This is a genomic window from Bacillus sp. A01H, from assembly GCF_045277205.1.
Taxonomy (GTDB): domain Bacteria; phylum Bacillota; class Bacilli; order Bacillales; family Bacillaceae_G; genus Bacillus_A; species Bacillus_A paranthracis.
Map to the genome: position 1 here is coordinate 1659317 of NZ_CP117702.1, position 21910 is coordinate 1681226.

General features: G+C 35.5%; 20 protein-coding genes, 2 other RNA genes and 2 riboswitches. Of the genes, 19 read left to right on the top strand and 3 right to left on the bottom strand.

Annotated elements, in window-relative coordinates; translation table 11 throughout:
• Positions 1-160 precede the first annotated feature (160 nt).
• The 8 genes from PSR14_RS08885 (at position 161) to pbuX (ending at position 8888) form a co-directional block, all read left to right on the top strand.
• Complete coding sequence (locus PSR14_RS08885) at positions 161-1300, top strand: class I SAM-dependent RNA methyltransferase (RefSeq protein WP_000521234.1); 1140 nt, start codon at positions 161-163, stop codon at positions 1298-1300.
• Positions 1301-1361: 61 nt separating this feature from the next.
• Positions 1362-1544 carry a DUF3921 domain-containing protein gene (locus PSR14_RS08890; RefSeq protein WP_000376895.1) on the top strand — a complete coding sequence of 61 codons (183 nt, stop codon included), beginning with the start codon at positions 1362-1364 and terminating at the stop codon, positions 1542-1544.
• Positions 1545-1681: 137 nt separating this feature from the next.
• Positions 1682-3619, top strand: coding sequence for an ATP-dependent DNA helicase (locus PSR14_RS08895; RefSeq protein WP_000493701.1), 1938 nt, complete (start codon positions 1682-1684; stop codon positions 3617-3619).
• A 101-nt stretch (positions 3620-3720) separates the two neighbouring features.
• Entirely contained in the window at positions 3721-5238 is a 1518-nt protein-coding gene (ypwA, locus tag PSR14_RS08900) for a carboxypeptidase (RefSeq protein WP_073541935.1), read from the top strand.
• Positions 5239-5283: 45 nt separating this feature from the next.
• Positions 5284-5757: a GNAT family N-acetyltransferase gene (locus PSR14_RS08905; RefSeq protein WP_048557435.1), complete on the top strand. Its 474-nt coding sequence runs from the start codon at positions 5284-5286 to the stop codon at positions 5755-5757.
• A gap of 139 nt (positions 5758-5896) precedes the next feature.
• Positions 5897-6643 carry a type I methionyl aminopeptidase gene (locus tag PSR14_RS08910; RefSeq protein WP_048557436.1) on the top strand — a complete coding sequence of 249 codons (747 nt, stop codon included), beginning with the start codon at positions 5897-5899 and terminating at the stop codon, positions 6641-6643.
• A 116-nt stretch (positions 6644-6759) separates the two neighbouring features.
• A riboswitch (purine riboswitch) is annotated at positions 6760-6861 on the top strand.
• Between the two features lie 107 nt (positions 6862-6968).
• Complete coding sequence (locus PSR14_RS08915) at positions 6969-7562, top strand: xanthine phosphoribosyltransferase (RefSeq protein WP_000866490.1); 594 nt, start codon at positions 6969-6971, stop codon at positions 7560-7562.
• A 3-nt stretch (positions 7563-7565) separates the two neighbouring features.
• Complete coding sequence (gene pbuX, locus PSR14_RS08920; RefSeq protein WP_000809240.1) at positions 7566-8888, top strand: xanthine permease PbuX; 1323 nt, start codon at positions 7566-7568, stop codon at positions 8886-8888.
• A gap of 54 nt (positions 8889-8942) precedes the next feature.
• Here the strand turns inward: pbuX and PSR14_RS08925 are convergent, their stop codons facing one another.
• The gene (locus PSR14_RS08925) at positions 8943-10106 is read right to left on the bottom strand and encodes a DUF418 domain-containing protein (RefSeq protein ID WP_048557437.1); all 1164 of its coding nucleotides are present in this window, start codon (positions 10104-10106) and stop codon (positions 8943-8945) included.
• A 539-nt stretch (positions 10107-10645) separates the two neighbouring features.
• Between PSR14_RS08925 and PSR14_RS08930 the strand changes: the two genes are divergently transcribed.
• Positions 10646-14305 carry a dynamin family GTPase gene (locus PSR14_RS08930; RefSeq protein ID WP_098487252.1) on the top strand — a complete coding sequence of 1220 codons (3660 nt, stop codon included), beginning with the start codon at positions 10646-10648 and terminating at the stop codon, positions 14303-14305.
• Between the two features lie 3 nt (positions 14306-14308).
• On the opposite strand, the gene PSR14_RS08935 is transcribed toward PSR14_RS08930, so the two are convergent.
• Positions 14309-14563, bottom strand: a complete 255-nt coding sequence (locus tag PSR14_RS08935; RefSeq protein WP_000369740.1) for a DUF3931 domain-containing protein — start codon at positions 14561-14563, stop codon at positions 14309-14311.
• Positions 14564-14635: 72 nt separating this feature from the next.
• Between PSR14_RS08935 and PSR14_RS08940 the strand changes: the two genes are divergently transcribed.
• From PSR14_RS08940 to ssrS (PSR14_RS08960), 5 genes are all read left to right on the top strand, one after another.
• Complete coding sequence (locus PSR14_RS08940) at positions 14636-15103, top strand: N-acetyltransferase (protein ID WP_000219274.1); 468 nt, start codon at positions 14636-14638, stop codon at positions 15101-15103.
• A 21-nt stretch (positions 15104-15124) separates the two neighbouring features.
• On the top strand, positions 15125-15397 hold the full coding sequence (locus tag PSR14_RS08945) for a YpbS family protein (RefSeq protein ID WP_000451811.1): 273 nt from the start codon (positions 15125-15127) through the stop codon (positions 15395-15397).
• Between the two features lie 2 nt (positions 15398-15399).
• Positions 15400-16233, top strand: coding sequence for a sulfurtransferase (locus PSR14_RS08950; RefSeq protein WP_048557439.1), 834 nt, complete (start codon positions 15400-15402; stop codon positions 16231-16233).
• A gap of 116 nt (positions 16234-16349) precedes the next feature.
• A non-coding RNA gene (gene ssrS / locus PSR14_RS08955) (6S RNA) lies at positions 16350-16532 on the top strand.
• Positions 16533-16553: 21 nt separating this feature from the next.
• A non-coding RNA gene (ssrS, locus tag PSR14_RS08960) (6S RNA) lies at positions 16554-16737 on the top strand.
• A 54-nt stretch (positions 16738-16791) separates the two neighbouring features.
• On the opposite strand, the gene PSR14_RS08965 is transcribed toward ssrS (PSR14_RS08960), so the two are convergent.
• Positions 16792-17241, bottom strand: a complete 450-nt coding sequence (locus PSR14_RS08965) for a hypothetical protein (protein ID WP_001235530.1) — start codon at positions 17239-17241, stop codon at positions 16792-16794.
• An 83-nt stretch (positions 17242-17324) separates the two neighbouring features.
• Between PSR14_RS08965 and PSR14_RS08970 the strand changes: the two genes are divergently transcribed.
• From PSR14_RS08970 to PSR14_RS08990, 5 genes are all read left to right on the top strand, one after another.
• Positions 17325-17636, top strand: coding sequence for a hypothetical protein (locus tag PSR14_RS08970; RefSeq protein ID WP_000169022.1), 312 nt, complete (start codon positions 17325-17327; stop codon positions 17634-17636).
• A 3-nt stretch (positions 17637-17639) separates the two neighbouring features.
• Positions 17640-18878: a glutathionylspermidine synthase family protein gene (locus tag PSR14_RS08975; RefSeq protein ID WP_074604035.1), complete on the top strand. Its 1239-nt coding sequence runs from the start codon at positions 17640-17642 to the stop codon at positions 18876-18878.
• On the top strand, positions 18871-19257 hold the full coding sequence (locus PSR14_RS08980) for a DUF350 domain-containing protein (RefSeq protein ID WP_000606860.1): 387 nt from the start codon (positions 18871-18873) through the stop codon (positions 19255-19257). Before PSR14_RS08975 ends, PSR14_RS08980 begins: the two co-directional genes overlap by 8 nt.
• A 183-nt stretch (positions 19258-19440) precedes the next feature.
• Positions 19441-19604: riboswitch (M-box (ykoK) riboswitch) on the top strand.
• A 345-nt stretch (positions 19605-19949) separates the two neighbouring features.
• Positions 19950-20675 (top strand): cation-transporting P-type ATPase, encoded by a 726-nt coding sequence (locus tag PSR14_RS08985; protein WP_000964968.1) that lies wholly within the window; start codon positions 19950-19952, stop codon positions 20673-20675.
• 130 nt (positions 20676-20805) lie between these two features.
• The gene (locus tag PSR14_RS08990) at positions 20806-21672 is read left to right on the top strand and encodes a 5'-3' exonuclease H3TH domain-containing protein (RefSeq protein WP_000757054.1); all 867 of its coding nucleotides are present in this window, start codon (positions 20806-20808) and stop codon (positions 21670-21672) included.
• The last annotated feature ends 238 nt before the right edge of the window (positions 21673-21910 follow it).

Below are 21910 nucleotides of genomic sequence, written 5' to 3' on the forward strand. Positions count from 1 at the left end.
ATAACTCAGCTCTCCTTTGTTAGAGGAGGGCTTTTTATTTGTATGAAGTTATAAATTATGAGTTAAAATGGTTAATGAGAAAATTCTTCGTAAAATGTAATAATTAATAGGATAAATGGCTATTAATTATTGTTTGAATATACATAAGAGGTGAATGCAAATGGGAAAAGTTACTTTAATCGCAACAGCGGCAATGGGTATTGAAGCTTTAGTTGCCCGAGAAGTTCGTGATCTAGGTTATGAATGCCAAGTAGAAAACAGCAAAGTAACATTTGAAGCAGATGAAAAGGCGATTTGTCGCACGAATTTATGGTTACGTACTGCGGACCGTGTGAAAATTAAAGTTGGCGAATTTAAAGCGACAACATTTGATGAGCTGTTTGAGAAAACGAAAGCATTAAACTGGGGAGATTATATTCCAGAGAACGGTGAGTTCCCTGTTATCGGTAAATCTTTAAAATCTGAGTTATTCAGTGTTTCGGATTGCCAACGTATCGTTAAGAAGGCTGTTGTTGAAAAATTAAAAACAACATATAAACGTACAACTTGGTTTGAAGAAGATGGCCCGTTATTCCGTATTGAGATTGCAATGTTAAAAGATATCGCAACATTAACAATCGATGCGAGCGGTGTTGGACTTCATAAACGTGGATATCGTGTGGATCAAGGGGAAGCTCCTTTAAAAGAAACATTAGCTGCGTCTTTAATTAAATTAACAAACTGGAAGCCAGATCGTCCTTTCGTGGATCCTTTCTGTGGATCAGGTACAATTCCGATTGAAGCAGCATTAATTGGACAAAATATCGCACCAGGTTTTAACCGTGGTTTTGCATCGGATGAGTGGGGCTGGGTTGGTAAACAAAACTGGCGTGAAGCTCGTCAAGAAGCAGAAGATTTAGCGAACTATGATCAACCATTGCAAATCATTGGATCAGATATTGATCATCGTATGATCCGTGTTGCTCAAGATAATGCAGAAGAAGTCGGTTTAGGCGATTTAATTACATTTAAACAAATGCAAGTAAAAGATTTCACAACAAAAGAGGATTATGGCTATGTTGTAACGAATCCTCCATACGGAGAACGTTTAAGTGAAAAAGCACTTGTTGAACAACTGTATAAAGAAATGGGACAAGTATTCCGTCCATTAGACACATGGTCGGCGTATGTATTAACAAGTTACGAAGCATTTGAGAAGTGCTACGGAAAAGATGCATCGAAGAAACGTAAACTGTTTAACGGATTTATCCGTACAGATTACTACCAATACTTCGGAAAACGTCCACCTCGTAATTCATAGTATAAAACTCCTCCAGCGCGCATATACTGGCTATTATGTAATGCGTAAAGGAGGAACTGATATGGATAGTTTCCAATTATCAATGATTCAAAAAGCTATTCACCGTACGTATGATGAGCTCGGAAAAGAAGTGGATAGCCAAGGTGCGATTGTAGATGAAATACAAAAAGCACAAGAAGAATATTTGTCAGCTCTTTCACATGAAACAGCGATTGATAAACGGTATTTAAAGTCATTAATATAGAAGAAAATTTTCCTTTTTCGAAAGGAAAATTTTTTTTCGTGTATTTCTATGTATTGCAACAGGGGAAAGTGGCTGCACACATATGAGTAGCAGTTGCTATATCTTTTATAGAAAAACTTTTTGGTTGGAGGCTAAGGATGTTTACTGAGAAGAGATTACCATTTGAAGTAGGGAAACAAGACAATTTTTATGATAAGTTGAATGAGTGGATTGGAGATGTGTTTTACGACATCCTTCCGGAAAAAGGCTTTGAAGAGCGTGATGAACAAATTTTTATGGCGTTTCAATTAGAGCGTGCTTTCCAAGAAAAGAAAGTTATGTTCGCAGAAGCTGGTGTAGGAACCGGGAAAACAATTGTATATCTTCTATATGCAATTTGTTATGCACGTTATACTGGAAAGCCAGCGATTATCGCTTGTGCAGATGAAACGTTAATTGAGCAGCTTGTGAAAGAAGAAGGGGACATTGCTAAATTATCTGAGGCATTAGGCTTATCGGTAGATGTAAGACTTGCGAAATCAATGGATAATTATTTATGTTTACGTAAACTTGAAGATGTTATGAGTGGACGAGCTCCAGAAGTAATTGAAGATGTATACTACGAATTACCGCAGTTTGTATTCGATCATGGTACGATGCAAAACTTTACTCACTACGGTGACCGAAAAGAATTTCCGCTTTTAAATGACGAGGAATGGTCAAAAGTAAATTGGGATTATTTCCAAGATTGCTTCACTTGTGATTCTCGTCATCGTTGCGGGCAGACTCTATCACGTGAACATTATCGTAAAGCAGCAGATTTAATTATTTGCTCTCAAGATTTCTATATGGATCATATTTGGACGTATGATGCTCGTAAGCGTGAAGGACAAATTCCGTTATTACCAGAAAGTAGTTGTGTTGTATTTGATGAAGGACATCTTGTAGAATATGCAGCTCAAAAAGCTTTAACATATCGTTTAAAGCAAACGATGATGGAGCAACTTTTAACGAGATTATTACAAAATGATATTCGCGAGGAGTTTGCGCATTTAGTAGAAGAAACAATTTGGCAAACAGAGCGATTCTTTGATGTGTTACAAGAGAATAAAAAAGAAATTGCTGGTTCTGATCGTTTAGAAATTACTGTGACAGAAAAAGTAACGGCTGAAGCGAAGCGACTTTATGCGAAAATTGGTGAAGTCGGTGATGCATTAGTATTTGAAAGTGAAATGCATACAGTAAACACGTATGATTTAAATATCGTTGATGAACATTTAGATGTATTAGAGCATTCACTTCGTCTGTTTATGCACGAGAAAAATGTAATTACATGGGGTGAAGAAGGTGATGGAGCTTTCACGTTAGTAATTATGCCGCGTGCAGTTGAAGAAGTATTACAAGAGAAAGTATTCTCGAAGAAAATCCCGTATATTTTCTCTTCTGCTACATTATCTAACAACGATTCATTCGCATTTACAGCAAATAGCTTAGGGGTAAAAGATTACTTATCATTCTCAGTTGCCTCCCCGTTTGATTACGAAGAGCAAATGGCAGTAAACTTACTATCTCATACGAAAGAAAATGAATGGGAAAGAAAGTGTCAATATACACTTGAAAATATACAAAAAACAAATGGACGTACACTTGTATTATTCCGTACAACGCAAGAACTTGCAGCGTTTAAAGAATATGTAAGTAAAGAACAAATGTCAGTTCCGTTCCTATATGAAGGGGACCAAGAAATTAGTCAGCTTGTTTCTCGTTTCCAAAATGAAGAAGAGACTGTACTTTGTGCCGTTCATTTATGGGAAGGTTTAGATATTCCTGGTTCATCATTATCACATGTTATTATTTGGTCATTACCATTCCCTCCAAACGATCCTGTGTTTGAAGCGAAGCGTAAGCACGTAAATGATCCATTCTGGGATGTAGATGTACCATATATGATTTTACGTCTTCGTCAAGGGATTGGCCGTTTAATTCGTACGAGCGAAGATAAAGGTGCTATATCAATCTTCTTATCTGATACAGAAGATGAGAAAGTGGTAGAAGCAGTGAAAAACGTACTACCAGTAGAAGGTAAAGAATTATAAGGAGAAAGCTTGGCGCTTGCCAAGCTTTTTTTCTATTATAAAAGGAATTTAGATTTTCATGTCGAATTAAGTTTGAGGTAGAAAAAGGAGGTTTTTATATAATGACAGTAGCTACATATGAAGTAGAAAAACAATTTTTAACATATGTGAAGAAGATACAAAATTACGGAGAAGCGTTAAGCTTAATGTTTTGGGACTTAAGAACAGGTGCGCCTAAAAAAGGTGTAGACCAGCGTTCAGAAGTAATTGGCATGCTTTCATCAGAAGTGTTTGCTATGTCGACTTCAGATGAAATGGGAAATTATTTAACAGAGCTTGAAGATTTAATACGTGAAGACAAGCTTTCTGAAACGACGAAGAAAATGGTGGAAGAGTGCCGTAAAGAATATGATAGAAATAAGAAAATTCCACAAGCGGAATATGAAGCGTATGTGAAATTAGAAGCGAAAGCAGAAAGTGTGTGGGAAGAAGCTCGCGAAAAATCTGATTTCGAAATGTTCCGTCCGTATTTAGAACAAATCGTTGAATTTAAAAAGAAATTTATTACATATTGGGGTTATGAAACATATAAATATAATACATTATTAGATATGTATGAGCCGGGTATTACGGTAGAAGTGTTAGATCACGTATTTGGCCAACTTCGTGAGCGTATCGTTCCGCTCGTAAAAGAAATATCAGAGTCGCAAAAAAGATTAAAGACAAGTGCTTTATCAGAACATTTTTCAAAAGAAAAACAAAAAAGCTTTACATTAGAGCTATTAAAGCAATTAAATTATGACTTTGAAGCAGGTCGTCTTGATGAAACGGTACATCCATTCGAAATCACATTAAATAGGGGGGATGTTCGTATTACGACACGCTATGACGAAAAAGATTTCCGTATGGCTGTGTTTGGCACAATTCATGAATGTGGTCATGCTGTATATGAACAAAATATTGCAGAGAAATTTGAAGGTACACCGCTATGTAGTGGAACATCTATGGGTATTCATGAGTCACAATCATTATTCTTTGAGAACTTTATCGGTCGTAATAAATCATTCTGGAAGAAAAATTATGATTTATTAAAAGAGTATAGCGATGGTCAATTCAATGATATATCAGTAGATGAGTTTTATGATGCGATTAATGAATCAAAGCCGTCGTTTATTCGCATAGAAGCAGATGAGCTTACATACCCGCTTCACGTTATGGTTCGTTATGAACTTGAGAAAGAGTTATTTGATGGCACATTACAAGTGAAAGATTTACCAGCGGCTTGGAACGATAAAATGGAAGCATATTTAGGAATTCGTCCGGCTAACGATGCACAAGGCGTATTACAAGATGTTCACTGGGCTGGTGGTTCATTTGGATACTTCCCATCTTATGCGCTTGGTTATATGTATGCAGCGCAATTTAAGCAAAGAATGGTAAAAGACATTCCGAATTTTGATGCATTATTAGAAGAAGGAAACGTAACGCCAATTCGTGAATGGTTAACAGAAAACATTCACCAATACGGTAAAACGAAAAAGCCACTTGAAATTTTAGAAGATGTAACAGGTGAAGGATTGAATGCAAATTACTTAGCAGATTATTTAGAAGCGAAGTATAGAGAGATTTACGAGTTATAAAAAAGGGCTGCTTACTTGCAGCTCTTTTTTTAAGGGGATAGAAAAATGGAGTATACTTATACAGTAATGACGCAAGAAGAAGCAGAAGAAATTGCATACAACTGGCATTATGAAGGGAAATATTCCTTTTACGATATAGAGGCAGATGAAGAAGATTTAGCCGAATTTTTACAAGATGAGAGTAGAGGGAATCATACATTTTCTGTGAAGGAAAATGGCACTCTCATTGGTTATTTTACTGTTTGTAAAATAAATGATGGAACGGTTGATATAGGTCTTGGAATGAGACCTAATATAACTGGGAATGGATTTGGTTTACAGTTCATAAATGCTATACTAGCTTTTAGTAAAGAAAAATATGGATGCAAGTATATAACACTATCAGTAGCTACATTTAATAAAAGAGCGATTAAAGTGTATAAAAGGGCAGGGTTTGAAGCAGTTGGGACGTTTATACAGAAGACGAATGGTAGTTATTTTGAGTTTTTGAAAATGAATTATATATGTAAAAATGATTAAAAAAACAGAAGAATCTCCTTCTGTTTTTTTATGCAGAAATAAATCTTACTATTTGTAATTGGAAGTTTTGTAATTTTGGAAGAGGATGTGTATGATTGAAGTTTAATGGTAAATAGCAAGTTTAGTAAGGAGAGACAGCATGATTACAATTAAAACGAAAAATGAAATAGGTTTAATGCATGAATCTGGAAAATTACTTGCTTCATGTCATAGAGAAATTGCGAAGATAATGAAACCAGGTATTACAACAAAAGAAATTAATACGTTTGTGGAAGCGTATTTAGAAAAACATGGTGCAACGTCTGAGCAGAAAGGGTACAACGGATATCCATATGCGATATGTGCATCTGTAAACGATGAAATGTGTCATGCATTTCCGGCCGATGTTCCTTTGACTGAGGGTGATATTGTAACAATTGACATGGTAGTAAACTTAAATGGTGGTCTTTCAGATTCTGCTTGGACGTATAGAATTGGAAAAGTTTCTGATGAAGCAGAAAAGTTATTACTAGTAGCTGAGAATGCTTTGTATAAAGGCATTGAGCAGGCGATAATCGGTAATCATGTAGGAGATATTGGTTATGCGATTGAAAGTTATGTAGCTGCTGAAGGTTTTTCTGTCGCAAGAGACTTTACGGGACATGGAATCGGTAAAGAAATTCATGAAGAACCAGCAATTTTTCATTTTGGGAAGCAAGGACAAGGGCCTGAGTTACAAGAAGGAATGGTAATTACAATTGAGCCAATTGTCAATGTAGGTATGCGATATTCGAAAGTAGATTTAAATGGATGGACCGCGAGAACGATGGATGGGAAATTATCAGCTCAATATGAGCATACAATTGCGATTACAGAAGATGGACCAATCATTTTAACGAAGTTATAATTGGGAATGAAAGAGTTTACAAAACTCGAACGAAAATGATGTTTTTATAAAATTTGTACGTGTTTTATGAATAAAAGCTTTTCAAAGTATAAAAAGTGCGTTATAATCCTTCTATAAAATAAATAGTTAGCTACACTCATATAATCGCGGGGATATGGCCTGCAAGTTTCTACCGAAGTACCGTAAATACTTTGACTATGAGTGAGGACGAATATATTTGCTTGTTTAGCATTCTTTTTTGCGAAACTCCAAAAGCGCGTCTCTCACTTGTAAAGAGTGGTGGCGGCTTTTGGAGTTTTTTTATTGCATAAGAGGGGGAACAAACATGAAAGTATTACAAGAAAAGATTTTGAACGAAGGAAAGGTTTTATCTGGTGATGTATTAAAGGTAGATGCATTTTTAAATCATCAAATTGATCCAGTACTTATGCAAGAAATCGGAAAAGAATTTGCTAAACGTTTTAAAGAAGAGAACATTACAAAAATCGTGACGATTGAATCTTCAGGTATTGCACCAGCAGTTATGGCTGCATTAGAGCTTGGTGTAAAAGTAATCTTTGCTAGAAAGCGTAAATCGTTAACGTTACAAGATAATATGTATGTTGCAAACGTATATTCATTTACAAAACAAGAAACGAATGAAATTTCGTTATCTCGAAATCATATTGATGAAAGTGATCGCGTTTTAATTATTGATGACTTTTTAGCAAACGGTCAGGCTGCTTTAGGTTTAATGAGCCTAGTAGAGCAAGCTGGAGCAAGTATTGCTGGACTTGGTATTGTTATTGAAAAAGCATTTCAAGATGGAGGAAAGAAGCTTCGTGAACAAGGCGTTCGTGTTGAATCACTAGCAGAAATTGCATCACTTGATAATAACGCAGTTACATTTGTACAGCAAGAAACTGCGGAGGTGAAATAAACGATGAAGCAACATCCAATTAAAATCGCATCGCTTGGTATGCAGCATATGCTTGCTATGTATGCTGGCGCAATTATCGTTCCGCTTATAGTGGGCGGCGGACTTGGTTTAAATCAAAAAGAGTTAACATATTTAGTCTCAATTGATTTATTAATGTGCGGCGTTGCGACAATTTTACAAGCATTATCAAATCGCTTTTTCGGTATTGGACTCCCAGTTGTACTAGGTTGTACATTTACAGCCGTTGGGCCGATGATTGCAATCGGAAAACAATACGGCGTATCCTCTATTTATGGAGCAATTATTGCTGCGGGGTTATTCGTTGTTATTTTTGCGAAATTATTTGGAAAGCTTGTAAAGCTGTTTCCACCTGTTGTAACAGGATCTGTCGTTACCGTAATTGGAGTTACACTTGTTCCAGCAGCAATTAATGATATGGCTGGAGGAGTAGGAAGTAAGGATTTCGGTAGTCTTGAAAATTTAGCATTAGCATTTGGTGTGTTACTATTTATTATCATTATGTATCGTTTCTTCGACGGATTTATTCGTTCAATCTCTATTTTACTAGGTCTATTGTTCGGTACAATCGTTGCAGCATTTATGGGGAAAGTAAGCTTGCAAGCGGTTGGAGAAGCGGATTGGTTCCATGGTATCCAGCCATTTTATTTCGGTACACCAACGTTTGAATTAACGCCAATTATTACGATGATTCTCGTTGCTTGCGTAGGGATTGTAGAAGCGACAGGTGTTTATTTTGCATTATCTGATATTTGCAATAAAAAGATTGGTGAAAAAGAATTAACAAAAGGGTATCGTGCAGAAGGATTAGCGATGGTGTTAGGTGGTATTTTCAACGCCTTTCCGTATACAACATACTCACAAAACGTAGGGCTTGTTCAATTAACTGGAGTAAGAAATCGCGTGATTATTTACACGTGTGGTGGTATGTTAATCGTTCTTGGATTCATTCCAAAAATCGCAGCTATTACAACAATCATTCCGAAATCAGTACTTGGCGGTGCGATGTTAGCGATGTTCGGTATGGTAATGGCATATGGTATTAAAATGTTAAGTAGCGTTGATTTTGGAAGACAAGAAAACTTATTAATCGTTGCATGTTCTGTTGGGATCGGACTAGGAGTTACTGTCGTTCCTACATTATTCTCACAACTTCCAGAAAGCATTCGTATTTTAACAGATAACGGAATCGTACTAGGAAGTGCGTCAGCAGTCCTTTTAAATATCGTATTTAATATGGTGCCACAGCGTAAAGTGAAAGTAAAAGAAGAGCCGGTGTCTATGCAAAGTGCGGTAAGAGAAGCGTAAAATTGATAAAAGGTTCAAATCGCATGCGATTTGAACCTTTTATTTTTGTGTTGTTTACGAGACCTTGCTTTTCTTTTTTAGTGGCATCATCTTTCCGTACGTACCAAGGCGCCATATATACTCAAGTGGCCCGTATTGGTAACGTGACAGCCACCAGCGGCTAATAAAGATTTGCAGCATGTAGAAACCGATGCAAAATAGTGGTCCTACCCATAATGGAGCAAGATAATCATTTTTGAACAATATTCCGAATACAAGCAACGTAACAATTGTATGCGAGATATAATTTGTTAATGCCATTCGACCAACGTACTGGAACGGACGTAATATCTTTTGCCATTTTTCTTTTTGTAATAAACGCATGAGCGTGAAAATGTAGAATATGAATAATGTCTTTCCGCTTATCATCGTAATACCCATAAGTGAAAATGGTGTGTATGGTTGATTGTTCATAAAGAAGTAAACCATAATAAACCACATCGGTAATGTTAAAACAAACATAATAATTTGCCATTTCTTTAGTTTTGGATCTAATTCTTTCGCACGGCGGAAAATATCTTTTTTACCGGCATATAATCCGAGTAAAAACAATCCTAGTGTTTCAGGAAGCATAATAAGACTGTTACTTATTGCTTCAGAGTAGAAAGAATAGAATCGGTCTGTGATTTGTAAGCCCCAGTTTTCTAACGGCATAATTGCTGTGGAAAGGCCTAACTCCTCTACTGGCACGATTAACATGACAAGAGAACCTAATAATGTGAACAATTGCATGAAACTTAATAGTACAATTGACCATATTAAAATAGTACGTGGCTTTCTTTTGTAAAATAAAAATAAGAAAAACCCGGTAATTGCATAAGTATGTAAAATGTCTCCGTCCCATAAAAGAACGTAATGTAAGAAACCAAATAATAATAAAATAAGTAAGCGACGAACAAATAAAGTTTTTGGTCGATCTGTTTTCGCTTCAGCACGAGTCATAAAAATGTAAAATCCTAGGCCGAATAAAAACGAAAAGATAGTATAAAACTTTGTTTGAATAAACATATCGTAAAATAGACGGATATAGCTATCTAGCCCCTCGTAAACTCCTGTAATATCACGTGAGTCAATCCCGGCGATAACAGGCCAGTTAACAAGAAAAATACCAAGTACAGCTATTCCTCTAATAATATCGATGGAGTGTATCCTCTCGCCTTGTGAAATGTTTTGTGTCATTATTTTCCTCCTTGTTAAGTAATTCCCTTTTATTATACAAAATGTAAGATGGAGGGTATAGGATGGATTTCCATTTTTTTTAACTATTAAGTTATGTAAGATGAGATATAATAAGAGTGCACAACAAGTTTTACCTTTTTTCAAAACAGGCAGTGAAGCTCCTTCTTATAAGGGGCTTTCTTTATGAAAAAGTGTTGATAATGATTCTCTTTAATGATAAAATGTATTCAAAAGTGATAATCATTATCAAAAAGGTTGGTGCATGAGTATGGTATATGCATTAGTAGCAGGTACAGTCGCTGTATATGCAGTTATTGCAAAGTATGTTTTAAATGGAGTAGGAACAGCAAAATGAGTGATATTACATAAAATCCCTTTCATTTGTAAAAAGAATGAAAGGGATTTTTTATTTTTAATGAGAATATGCTGAAAATTTAGTATGATAGTAAAGTGAAAAGGTAATCAATGAGTAGGTGCATTTCTCACTGATTATTAGCTTGCAAATAGCATATACATCTTGGATAAAGGGGAACAAGGGGATGACAAACATAGTACAGACAAACGGTATGAAAAAGCTTGTTTGTTTTTATGAAGAGTGGCAAAAACACGGCGATGCAGAGAATAGTTTAAAGTTGTTTGAAGTAATTCAAAAATATAAACGAGAGCAGCTTATGATAGCATTCTGCGGTCACTTCTCAGCAGGGAAATCAACGATGATGAATCATCTATATAAAGCGCAGTTGTTACCGACAAGTCCAATTCCGACAAGCGCTAACGTCGTTAAAATTGAAAAGGGATTTGATCGTGTTGTTGTAACGATTAAATCTGGAGAGCAGTACGAATATGACGGTGCATATTCAGCAGAAGAATTAAAACAAATTTGTAAAGATGGCGATGAGGTAATTGGTGTTCATATTTATCGGAATGATGCACCAATTCCTGAAGGTGTTATGTTAGTTGATACACCAGGGATTGATTCAACAGATGATGCCCATCAACTAGCGACAGAATCAACGCTGCATCTAGCAGACGTAATTTTTTATATGATGGATTATAATCACGTCCAATCGGAAGTGAATTTACAATTTGTTAAAGAATTGAAACAACGTAATAAAACGGTTTATCTCGTTGTAAATCAAATAGATAAACATAAAGAAAATGAATTATCGTTTGCAGATTATAGCGATAGTGTAAAACAATCATTCTCTAACTGGGATATTGAAGTAGATGGAGTTTATTATACATCATTACGAATGATGAACCATCCACATAATGAAATTGAAAACCTAGAAACGTTAATTACTTCTATTATGAAAGAAAAAGAGCAGTATGTAAGAGATGGAATGGTGCGAGAAACAGAATATTTAATGGGGGAACATTTCTCGTTTATTCTTTCTGAAAATGAAAAAGCTCTTTTGAAATATGAGGAAGAGTTAGCATCATCGCTTTCCATTTCAGAAATAGTTGAAAAGAAAGAAGAGCTAACGGAAATGAAACATCGCGAGGCTAATAAAGAGTCTCAAATGAGAAATGAATTTATAAAAGGCTTACAAGCTATATTAGATAACGCGTATTTAATGCCATTTGAAATGAGAGAATTGGCAAATGCGTACTTAGAAACAAAATTAACAAAATTTAAAGTTGGTTTGCTATTTGCGAAAGGAAAGACTGAGCAAGAAAAACAGAGACGTTTAGATGCTTTTTATGCTGCTTTGCAAAAGACTGTCGAAACGCAACTTGATTTTCATGTGAAAGAATTTATTGTTGCCTTCTTAAAAGAAGAAGGGTTGTTTACAGAAGAGATTGGGAAAGACATATATGATTTAGAAATTGCTTTTGGACCAGAAATGTTAGCAGAAGTAATTAAACAAGGTGCAGGTTTCACAGGTGATTACTTACTTCTTTATACAGCGGATGTAGCGAATGAATTAAAGAAACGTTATTTTACAAAAGCACAGCAAATTTTTGATAAAAGTGCAGTCGTTTTAAAGCAAAAGGTAAAAGAAGCAGTTGATCGTATTGAAGAAGAGATTGAAACATATACGATGTTGCAAACGGCGAAAGAAACGAAATTGCAATACAGTAACAATTTGGAGGCATATGAAGGCTATTTACAAAATGTTTGGCATGATCGTGTTGCTACACCAGAAGGATTGCAAATAGAAGAGATATTGCAAAGTAAAAAACAAATTGTTAGTGAGAAATTCACACTACAAGAGCAGGAAATTGTAAATGATAACGTAACGGCTCGTGAGGAAGAGATAAAAGGAACGGCAGCTTTAAATATTCAGCGTATATTAGAGAAAGTGAAGAAAGCTGAAACGATATTAGAGCCATTGCCAGCGCTAAAACATGTACAGCAAGAGGTAATAGAAAAAAGGCGCCGTGTGGAAACGACACAATTTACAGTAGCATTATTTGGAGCTTTTAGTGCTGGGAAATCATCATTTGCCAATGCATTGCTTGGTGAGAAAGTACTTCCAGTGTCACCAAATCCGACGACGGCAACGATTAATCAAATTTTGCCAGTTACAGAGGAAAAACCACACGGAACAGTAATGGTTCAATTTAAATCAAAGCAAGCCTTATTAGAAGATATGAAAGCTGTTTATAAGCTGTTTCATTATGAGATTACTACGTTAGATGAAGCGTTAGCACAGATTGATAAAGTTATGAAATACCCTTCACCAACTGGGAAGCAAAAAACAACATTTAGCTTTTTACGAGCAGTACAAAAAGGGTATGATACAGTTTCTGCACATTTAGGCGAGAAAGTACAAGTTACATTAGAAGAGTTTTCTGATTATGTAGCGAATGAAGAAAAATCTTGTTTTGTTGAGTACATGGAGCTTTATTATGATTGTGCATTAACAAGGCAAGGAGTAGCGCTTGTAGATACACCTGGAGCGGATTCTATTAACGCCCGCCATACAGACGTTGCGTTCCAGTATATTAAAAACGCAGATGCTATTTTGTTTGTCACGTATTATAATCACGTGTTCTCTCGTGCTGACCGTGAATTTTTAATTCAGCTTGGTCGTGTAAAGGATACTTTTGCTCTTGATAAAATGTTCTTCTTAATTAATGCGGCCGATTTAGCAGAGTCTGAAGAAGAACTTGAAATGGTAAAAGGTTATATCGCAGACCAGCTACTACAATACGGTATTAGAAATCCACGTTTATTTGCAATTTCAAGTTTATGTGCGCTTGAAGAGAAACAAGGAAAAAATATTGAGAAAGAGAAGTACGGTATTTTACAAAACTCTGGGATTGCTAAGTTCGAGGAATCATTTACATCCTTTATGATGAGAGATTTAATGCTCGTATCTGTTCATGCTTTATATGGTGCATTGCAAGGGGCAGATCAGCTGTTAGTAAATATGATAAATGGTGCAAAGCAGGGGAATGAAGAGAAAGAGAAGCAAACGAAAAAATATGAAGCAGAGCGTGATCAACTACTTCATATTATTTCATCATATAGTGTGCTTGCTGAAGAACAGGCGATGCAAAATGAAGTGAAAGAATTGCTTTATTACGTGCAACAACGTCTATTCCTACGTTATAACGATGTGTTTACTGAATTTATTAATCCAGCATCGCTTCGAACGGATGGAAATGTGAAAGTGCAGTTGCAGCAGTGTGTTATGGAATTAGTAGCATTTATTCAGCATGATTTATTACAAGAAATGCGTGCGACATCATTACGCCTTGAAAGATGGATAGATGAAGCGATGAAGCGTGCAAAGAATGAAATTGTGGTGAACTGTAAAGTAGAAAATGAATCAATTTCTATGAATGGAACAGTGGAATATGAATATAAAGATATTACACATAAAGAACCGTTCCCTTCAGTTGAAATAAAAGATTTCAAAAAAGCATTGGCACACTTTAAAAACGAGAAAAGCTTTTTTGAAAAGAATGACAAAGCCTTTATGCAAGAAGACGCTAAATCTGTATTAGAACCTCTCGTATCAAACTATGTAGCTGATGAAAAAGATTTATTTGTTCATCATTATAAGCAAGAGTGGGATTTGAAATGGAACGTATTCCAAAAAGTGATGCAGCAAGATGTGATGAATTATTATGAAAGTGTATTATTTGCATTGGCTGAAACGATTGATGTATCACTATATGAACAAAGTAAAGAACAATTGCAAAAGCAATTAGTAGAGATTGAAAAAGAAATGTATGTGATGTAGTCGTTATGAGAAAAAGATTCGTTCGATTTTCTTTTGTAGTACCGTATCTAAAGATTTGACAAATCCAGCAAATTCATCGGTAGAAATCATATGAGTAAGAACGAGTCGTCTGCCGTCTGGTGTTTCACCGCATAAGACGAACGAAGAAAATTCATATGTTTTATTTTCTACTACTAATTTTGGATAGGAATACGTGTCGCTCTTCTTCTTCTTTCCATCAATAGAGATGACGTTGCATTTTTTCTCATTGTTGTCCATGGTGAATCCCTCCTTTCTATTACTTATGGTAGACAAGGAGGGTTTAGAACAATAGAGAAGGGGGAATTTTTTATGACTGTTGTAATAGAACGTATTTCAAAAGAAGCTATACCGAAGTCTTTATTACTACTTGCTGATCCAAGTGAACAGCAAATTGGTGCATATGTACAAAGAGGATTAACATATGTAGCTAAGCAAGAGGATAATGTAATCGGTGTATATGTAATTTTGGAAACAAGGCCGAAGACGATGGAAATTATGAATATTGCGGTTGTAGAGCATTTGCAAGGAAAAGGGATTGGAAAGAAGCTAATAAGTCATGCTATAGAAACTGCTAAAGGATATGGTATGTCAAAACTTGAAGTTGGTACAGGCAATTCTAGTGTTTCACAACTTGCTTTCTATCAAAAATGTGGATTTCGTATTTTTTCTATTGATTTTGATTACTTTTCGAAGCATTATGAAGAAGAGATTATTGAAAATGGGATTGTATGCCGTGATATGATTCGGCTTGCAATGGAATTAAATCAGAACGTATAACTTATTTAGGGGGAAGAGAAGATGGAAGTACATAAAGCAATTACAGCACATTCTCGTAAACAAAATGAAAGTGTAAAAGCATGTTTACAATTAGATGCGCAGCGTGAAGCAGCTATTGAAGCAGCCGTATCTCTTGCGTCAAATGGGAAAGAATTTTCGGTTGATGTCATTAATGTTGTAACGAAGCAAATTAATGCTCTTGCAAAAAATGGTGTTACACTAGAGCGTAAATATGTTACAAAAGAAATGGTTATGGAGTATGTAAGTCGTTTGAAAGAGAAAGAAGGTCGTTAAAGATGTTAGTTACAGTCGAATGGTTACGTGAGCATATAGAAGATGAGAACGTCCGTATAATCGATTGTCGTTTTGATTTAGCGAATCCTAATTGGGGTAGAGAAAAGTATGAGGAGGAACATATTCCTCATGCATTATATTTTGATTTGAATGTAGATTTATCAAGTCCTATAACAGAACGTGGTGGTCGCCACCCGTTACCAAATATTGAGGAGTTTGCAGACAAGCTGTCGCGAGCTGGTATTGATGAACATACGACAGTGATTGCATATGACAGTGAAGCGGGTGCAAATGCTTCTCGTCTTTGGTGGTTATTAAACTATGTAGGACATGAGAAAGTATATATATTAGATGGTGGATTTCCAGCATGGAAAGAGAATGGACTACCGGTAACAACAGAAATTTCTGTTGCTAAACGAAAAGCATTCAAAGAAAATATACAAAATCATATGCTTGTAACGATGGAAACGGTGAGAGAGAATATCTATGCAGGTGCAGATGTTACGTTAATTGATTCTAGAGAGCCAAAACGTTATGCTGGTGTAGAGGAACTTGTTGATCCGAAAGCAGGACACATTCCAACAGCAGTAAATTATTTTTGGAAGGATGGAATGCTGCAATCAGGACAATTTAAGAATGAAGCTCAGCAACAAGAACGATTCCAAAATCTTTCGAAAGATAAGGAAACAATTGTATATTGTGGTTCTGGTGTTACAGCATGTCCAAATATCGTTGCATTGAAATTAGCTGGATTCCAAAATGTTAAATTGTATGCAGGTAGCTGGAGTGATTGGATTTCTTATCCAGAAAATCAAATTGCAAAAGAAGAAGATTAATCACTTGCATGCAAAAATAATTTGTATTAAAATAAGGTCACAAGCAAGAGATTGCTCGAAAAACTTTGTATTTTACACATTGGAAACAATGTGATAATATAACGACAAGTAAATAATACATCCTGCGGTGTACGTAACTTATTTATGTCTAAAACCGATGTTAGTTATACGGAAGCTCAATATTTAGTGACCATCATCAAGCCTTCCTTGTGGAGGAAGATGTACGGTAACTGTGAGGGCATCCACCTGCGAGTAGCGGGTTTTTGGACATTTACGAGGAGCGGCACGTGCGGGGGTCTTATTTCAACTAACATTATATAAAATTCCTACGGTGTACGTAGCTTATGCATGTCTTAAACCAATAAGTTTAATATGGAAGTTCAATATTTAAATGTAGCTAACATGCCATCTTTTTAAGAAGGAAGTTACAAACATTTGTGAGAGCATCCACCTGTGAGAGCAGGTTTATGGACATCTAGAGATAACGGCATATGTGGGGCTATATAAAAACCTTACGTTTTATACGTAAGGTTTTTTTGTTGTATACATATATCCATGTTATCTCGATTCACCTGTGAAGTTTCCATAATAAATGTAGCACTTTCTGTCTTCATCAATCTCTCTTGAATCTAAAGTAAACTCCATATGCATGCCGTCCTGCTGAATATATATAATATCTGAATGAAGAGATGGTAAAATTTCTTCATAGTTCCATACATCTTTACTTTCAATCAAGTTGGAACTCGTATCCTTTAGCTCTCTAATTTCAAAACCGATGTGGAAGTAAGTAGGATCTGAAGGGTCGTTAGAAAAAGTTTCTTGTTGAATATATATAACTACTGTTCCATCTGGATCTACTGAAGTTGCAGTAACAACATATGTATTTTTATCTTTTATAAAATATTCACAAGTCATGCGTGCGATAATTTCAGAATTAGAAATATTTGTGTAATTCCATAAAGCAGGATACCCTTTTGTTTCATCATTAAGTCGATATTCTAAGCGCATTTCATCCCTCTTCTTCCTTTTTCTTCTACTTTATCATGGCTTCTTATATAATAGAAATATATTTTATAAAGGGGAGTGCGAAGGTGACAAAAACGAAATGGCTAGTAGGTGGTGTCGTAACGTCTTTAATGACTGGCACCTTATTTGGCTGCGCACAAGATTTACCCCCAAAACCGAATGATAAAAGTTGTTCAGATTGGGATTGGGATGATGAACTTGGGGTATGGCAGTGTGATGATAGTAGTTCAGGTTATCGTGGACATTATTTCTATGGCGGAACATACTATCAAAATAAATCCACTTTTAAAAATTCATCGGCATTTAAATCGTATCAATCGTCTGCGGAATTTAAAGGTGGAATTGGAAGCGGTTCAAAGGGAGGATTTGGGGGCTAACATATGTCGCAATACATAAGGGATCGAAAAGAGTTTTATTCAAAATATCCGGATTTCTGGTCGGATTTATATGAATGTGAGTATAGTTTGTTTCATGTTTTTCCTATAACAAATGAGACTATGAAACAATTACAAGTTGCAACTGAACGAATGGGGAAAATATTTTTTAAGACTGCTAGACTTTTGCGTAATTTAAGTGACGAACAGCTTCTTGAACTTGGATTTCCCCCCGCAAGCTTATCGTTCATTAGAATGAAAGGATTATATCCTGAATCTGTTATTTCACGATTTGATTTCGTTTTAACAGGCGATAACCAAATGAAAATGCTTGAGTTTAATAGTGATACACCTACCTTTATTATGGAATGCTTTCAAATGAATGGGGAAGTTTGTAAAAAGCTAGGTTATGATGATCCAAACTTAGGCCAAGAGCGATTGCTATCCTCTGGTGTTACAAAAGCTGTAATGGAAGCGACAAAGGGAATAGACAACCCAAATGTTGTTTTTACAGCGCATCATGAGCATATTGAGGATTGGAATACGACTATGTATTTAAGTCAGTTATGCCGTGTTGAAAATAAAGTCGTGCCAATGTCAGAACTTAGAATTACAAAAGATTCTTTAGTGGATAGGGATGGAGTGCAAATTGATGTTTTATATCGTCAAACATATCCGATAGAAGATTTAATTGAGGATCAAGATCCTGAAACAGGGGATTTGGTAGGTGTGGAGTTGTTGCAACTCGTAAAAGCCGGAAAGCTGTTTATTATAAATCCTTTGTCAGCATTTTTACTTCAGCCTAAATCAGTTCAGTGTCTTATTTGGGGATTAGCAGAAGAAGAGGTCTTTTATACAAATGAGGAACGACAGTGGATTAAAGAATATATGTTACCTACATATTTAGAACCAGATTTATTTTTAGGAAAAGGTTCTTTCGTTCAAAAACCTTCATTTGGTAGAGAGGGAGACACGATTACCATTCGTGATAAGGACGAAAATATTATGATTCAAAATGCACACCAAACGTATAAAGCGTCACTGCCGATATTTCAAAAGTATACAGAACTTCCAGTCGTATCTTTGGAAACAGAGAAAGGGATGGAGAAACTGTCGTATGTGTTTGGTTCGTTTTTAATTGCAGGAAAAGCAAGTAGTATCGGTATTCGTGCTGGTGAAAAAATTACGGGGAATGAATCGTACTATTTACCAGTAGGTATAAAAAAGGAGGAAGTATATGATTAATTTTTTATTATATTTAGCAGTAACACTTGGTCTTTTATGCATAGGTCTTTTCCTGATGGAAGTGACAACGAAAGTAAAAGAATTTAAGTTAATGGCCCAAGGGAATAAGGCAGTAAGCTATGTACTTGGAGGGCGATTACTTGGGTTAGCTATTGTTTTATATTCAACAGCAGCTAATTCCATTTCACTTCTTGATATGGTTTCGTGGGGAGCGGTTGGGATTTTGGCTCAAATTATCGTCTTTTATTTAGCTGAGTGGCTTACACCACGCTTTAATATAAATAAAAGTCTTGAAGAAGATAATCAAGCGGTCGGTCTTTTTCTTATGTTTTTATCGCTTTCAATTGGGATTGTAATTGCTGGTTGTATAACTTATTAAAAACTTTACGTTTAAACGTAAGGTTTTTATTTTTACTAATTTTAAAATATGTGCTTCATTCATTTGATACGTAGAAAGAGAAATAGTATGTATATGAGAGGGAGTTGTTGTAATAAGGAAAAGATTCCATTCAAGGTGTTGACATCTATTTTAAATAAGAGTAACATTTTCTATGTAATAAAAATAAGTCTCTGTTAGGTGAGGCTCCTGTATAGAGAAATGCTACTGCCCAAAAATGTCGAGAGACGCCAATGGGTCAACAGGAATGATCGAATTAAGGTTTTTCTTAATGTAGCTGGTAATGTACCTATGCTATACAGTGCTAAAACTCGGCGAGGGAGAGGTCCGTAGATTTCTAATTGTATTAGGAATCGTTTATTTGTGTATGTCATGGCCTTTACTCTTTTCGGAGTAAGGGTCTTTTTGTTACAAAGCTATGAGTAATTTCATAGTATAAACTATAAAATAAAACGAGGAGGTGAGGAGCATGTCAAATTCTGACTCGGTTCCGTTACCCATATACTTCAAATCAAAAATATATGATGTAGGCAGGAAACGACTTGTTCCTCCCTCTATATTTATCATCATGTAGCGTTTATATGTATGTTTAGGCGCTAGACACTTTCACCGTAAAGTGGATAAATTGAGAAACAAAGCGTTTCTTCCTACGTTGTAAAGGAGGAGACGATAATATGTTATATGCAAACAAAACTGTGGGTAACACGTCATATAAATTAAGCAAAAAATCAATGAAAGAACAAACGATGCTTCAAAAAAATAAAGATTTATTAATTGAAATCGCAACGAGAGATGTAAAATCTGTATTTGCGTATTTTAAAACAACAAGAGATGGATTATCTATGAAAGAGGCACAAAAACGTATTCAAGTATACGGCCGAAATGAATTAACTTCAAAAAGAGCTCGTATTGCAGAAGTGATGATGAAGCTAGGTGGAATGATCCCAGGTTTTTCAAAACAACATGTGAGAGATGGATTACAATGTGAGAAGATTACTGTGTCTCGAGTAGAATGTTCTAGTGTAACAGGTTTAAACGGTGAATTAAAAATGATGGATTTGCCAGTACAAGAGCTTGTTCCTGGAGATATGATTTTCCTTTCGGAAGGTGATACAGTACCAGCAGATGTACGTATCATTTATGCAAATGATCTATTAGTAAATGAATCTGTGCTAACAGGAAACGATGCGAGTATTGAGAAATTTGAAAGTTGCTATCATCTTGAACGCAAACGATTTATTCCTTTGAAAAGAATGAAAGACTATAATCCACTTGAACTTGAAAATGTATGTTTCAAAGGGACGTATATTGTTAGTGGAAATGCAAAAGCTGTAGTAGTTTCAACTGGGAAAAATACGTATACAGGGATTCTTCATACTTGTTGTAGTAAAACGTCTTAATGTGTAAATGATGCTAAATATACAAAAACAATGTATAATAGACAAAGTTGAAAAACGTAGAATGGTAATCTATTTATATAACCTTACGTGATGACGTGGGGTTATTATTTTTTTTGGTAGGAGAGGAATTATGAAAAAAGTATTATTAGTTGATGGTATGGCACTATTATTTCGTGCTTTTTATGCAACAAGTGTCTACGGGCAGTTTATGAAACGACAAGATGGTACCCCTACAAACGGGATTCATGGTTATATGAAACATTTATTAACGGCAATGCAAGCAATTGAACCGACACACATCGTAACATGCTGGGATATGGGAAGTACAACATTTAGAACAGAGTCGTTCTCAAATTATAAAGCGAATCGTGCAGCGCCACCTGAAGAATTAATTCCGCAATTTGATCTAGTGCAAGAAATGACTGCAAAATTATCTGTTCCAGTTATCGGCATGAAAGGGTATGAAGCGGATGATTGTATCGGTACACTAGCAAAACAATACTGCAATGAAGCGGAAGTTTATATTTTAACAGGTGATACGGATTTACTTCAACTTGTTGATAAGAACGTTACAGTTATGCTTCTGCGCAAAGGAATTGGAAATTACGAGTATTACACACCAGAGAAAATTATGGAAGAAAAAGGTGTAGAACCGTGGCAAATCGTGCATGCGAAAGCTTTCATGGGAGATACGAGCGATAATTACCCAGGTGTAAAAGGTATCGGTGAAAAAACAGCGTATAAGCTTATTCAAGAACATGGTACAGTAGCAACTGTACTAGAAAATGTGGCATCATTAACGAAAGCGCAACGTACGAAGATCGAAAGTGATTTAGAGAATTTAAATATTTCATTACAATTAGCGCAAATTCATTGTGAAGTTCCTATTTCCTGTTCACTAGAAGAAGGATTACACACAATAGATGAAGAAAAATTACGATTCGTTTGTGAAGAAATGAATTGGGGAAGACCTGAAATGTTAATCAATATGCTGTAAATAGTTTGGAAAGAAGGATGTTGCATAAGTCGAACTTAGACTAGGTGACACCTTCTTTTTTATTTTGAAAAAAAGAATTTTAGTAGATGAAAGTATATGGAATGCAGCTTAAAATATATAAATATTTCGACAAGGTAAATTGATATAAGATGATGCAAATGGCGATTTATGTAATTGAATGAAACGACTATAAAATTGTTTTAGGAGACTCTTTTTTGAGTGTTCACAAAGTTGTCAG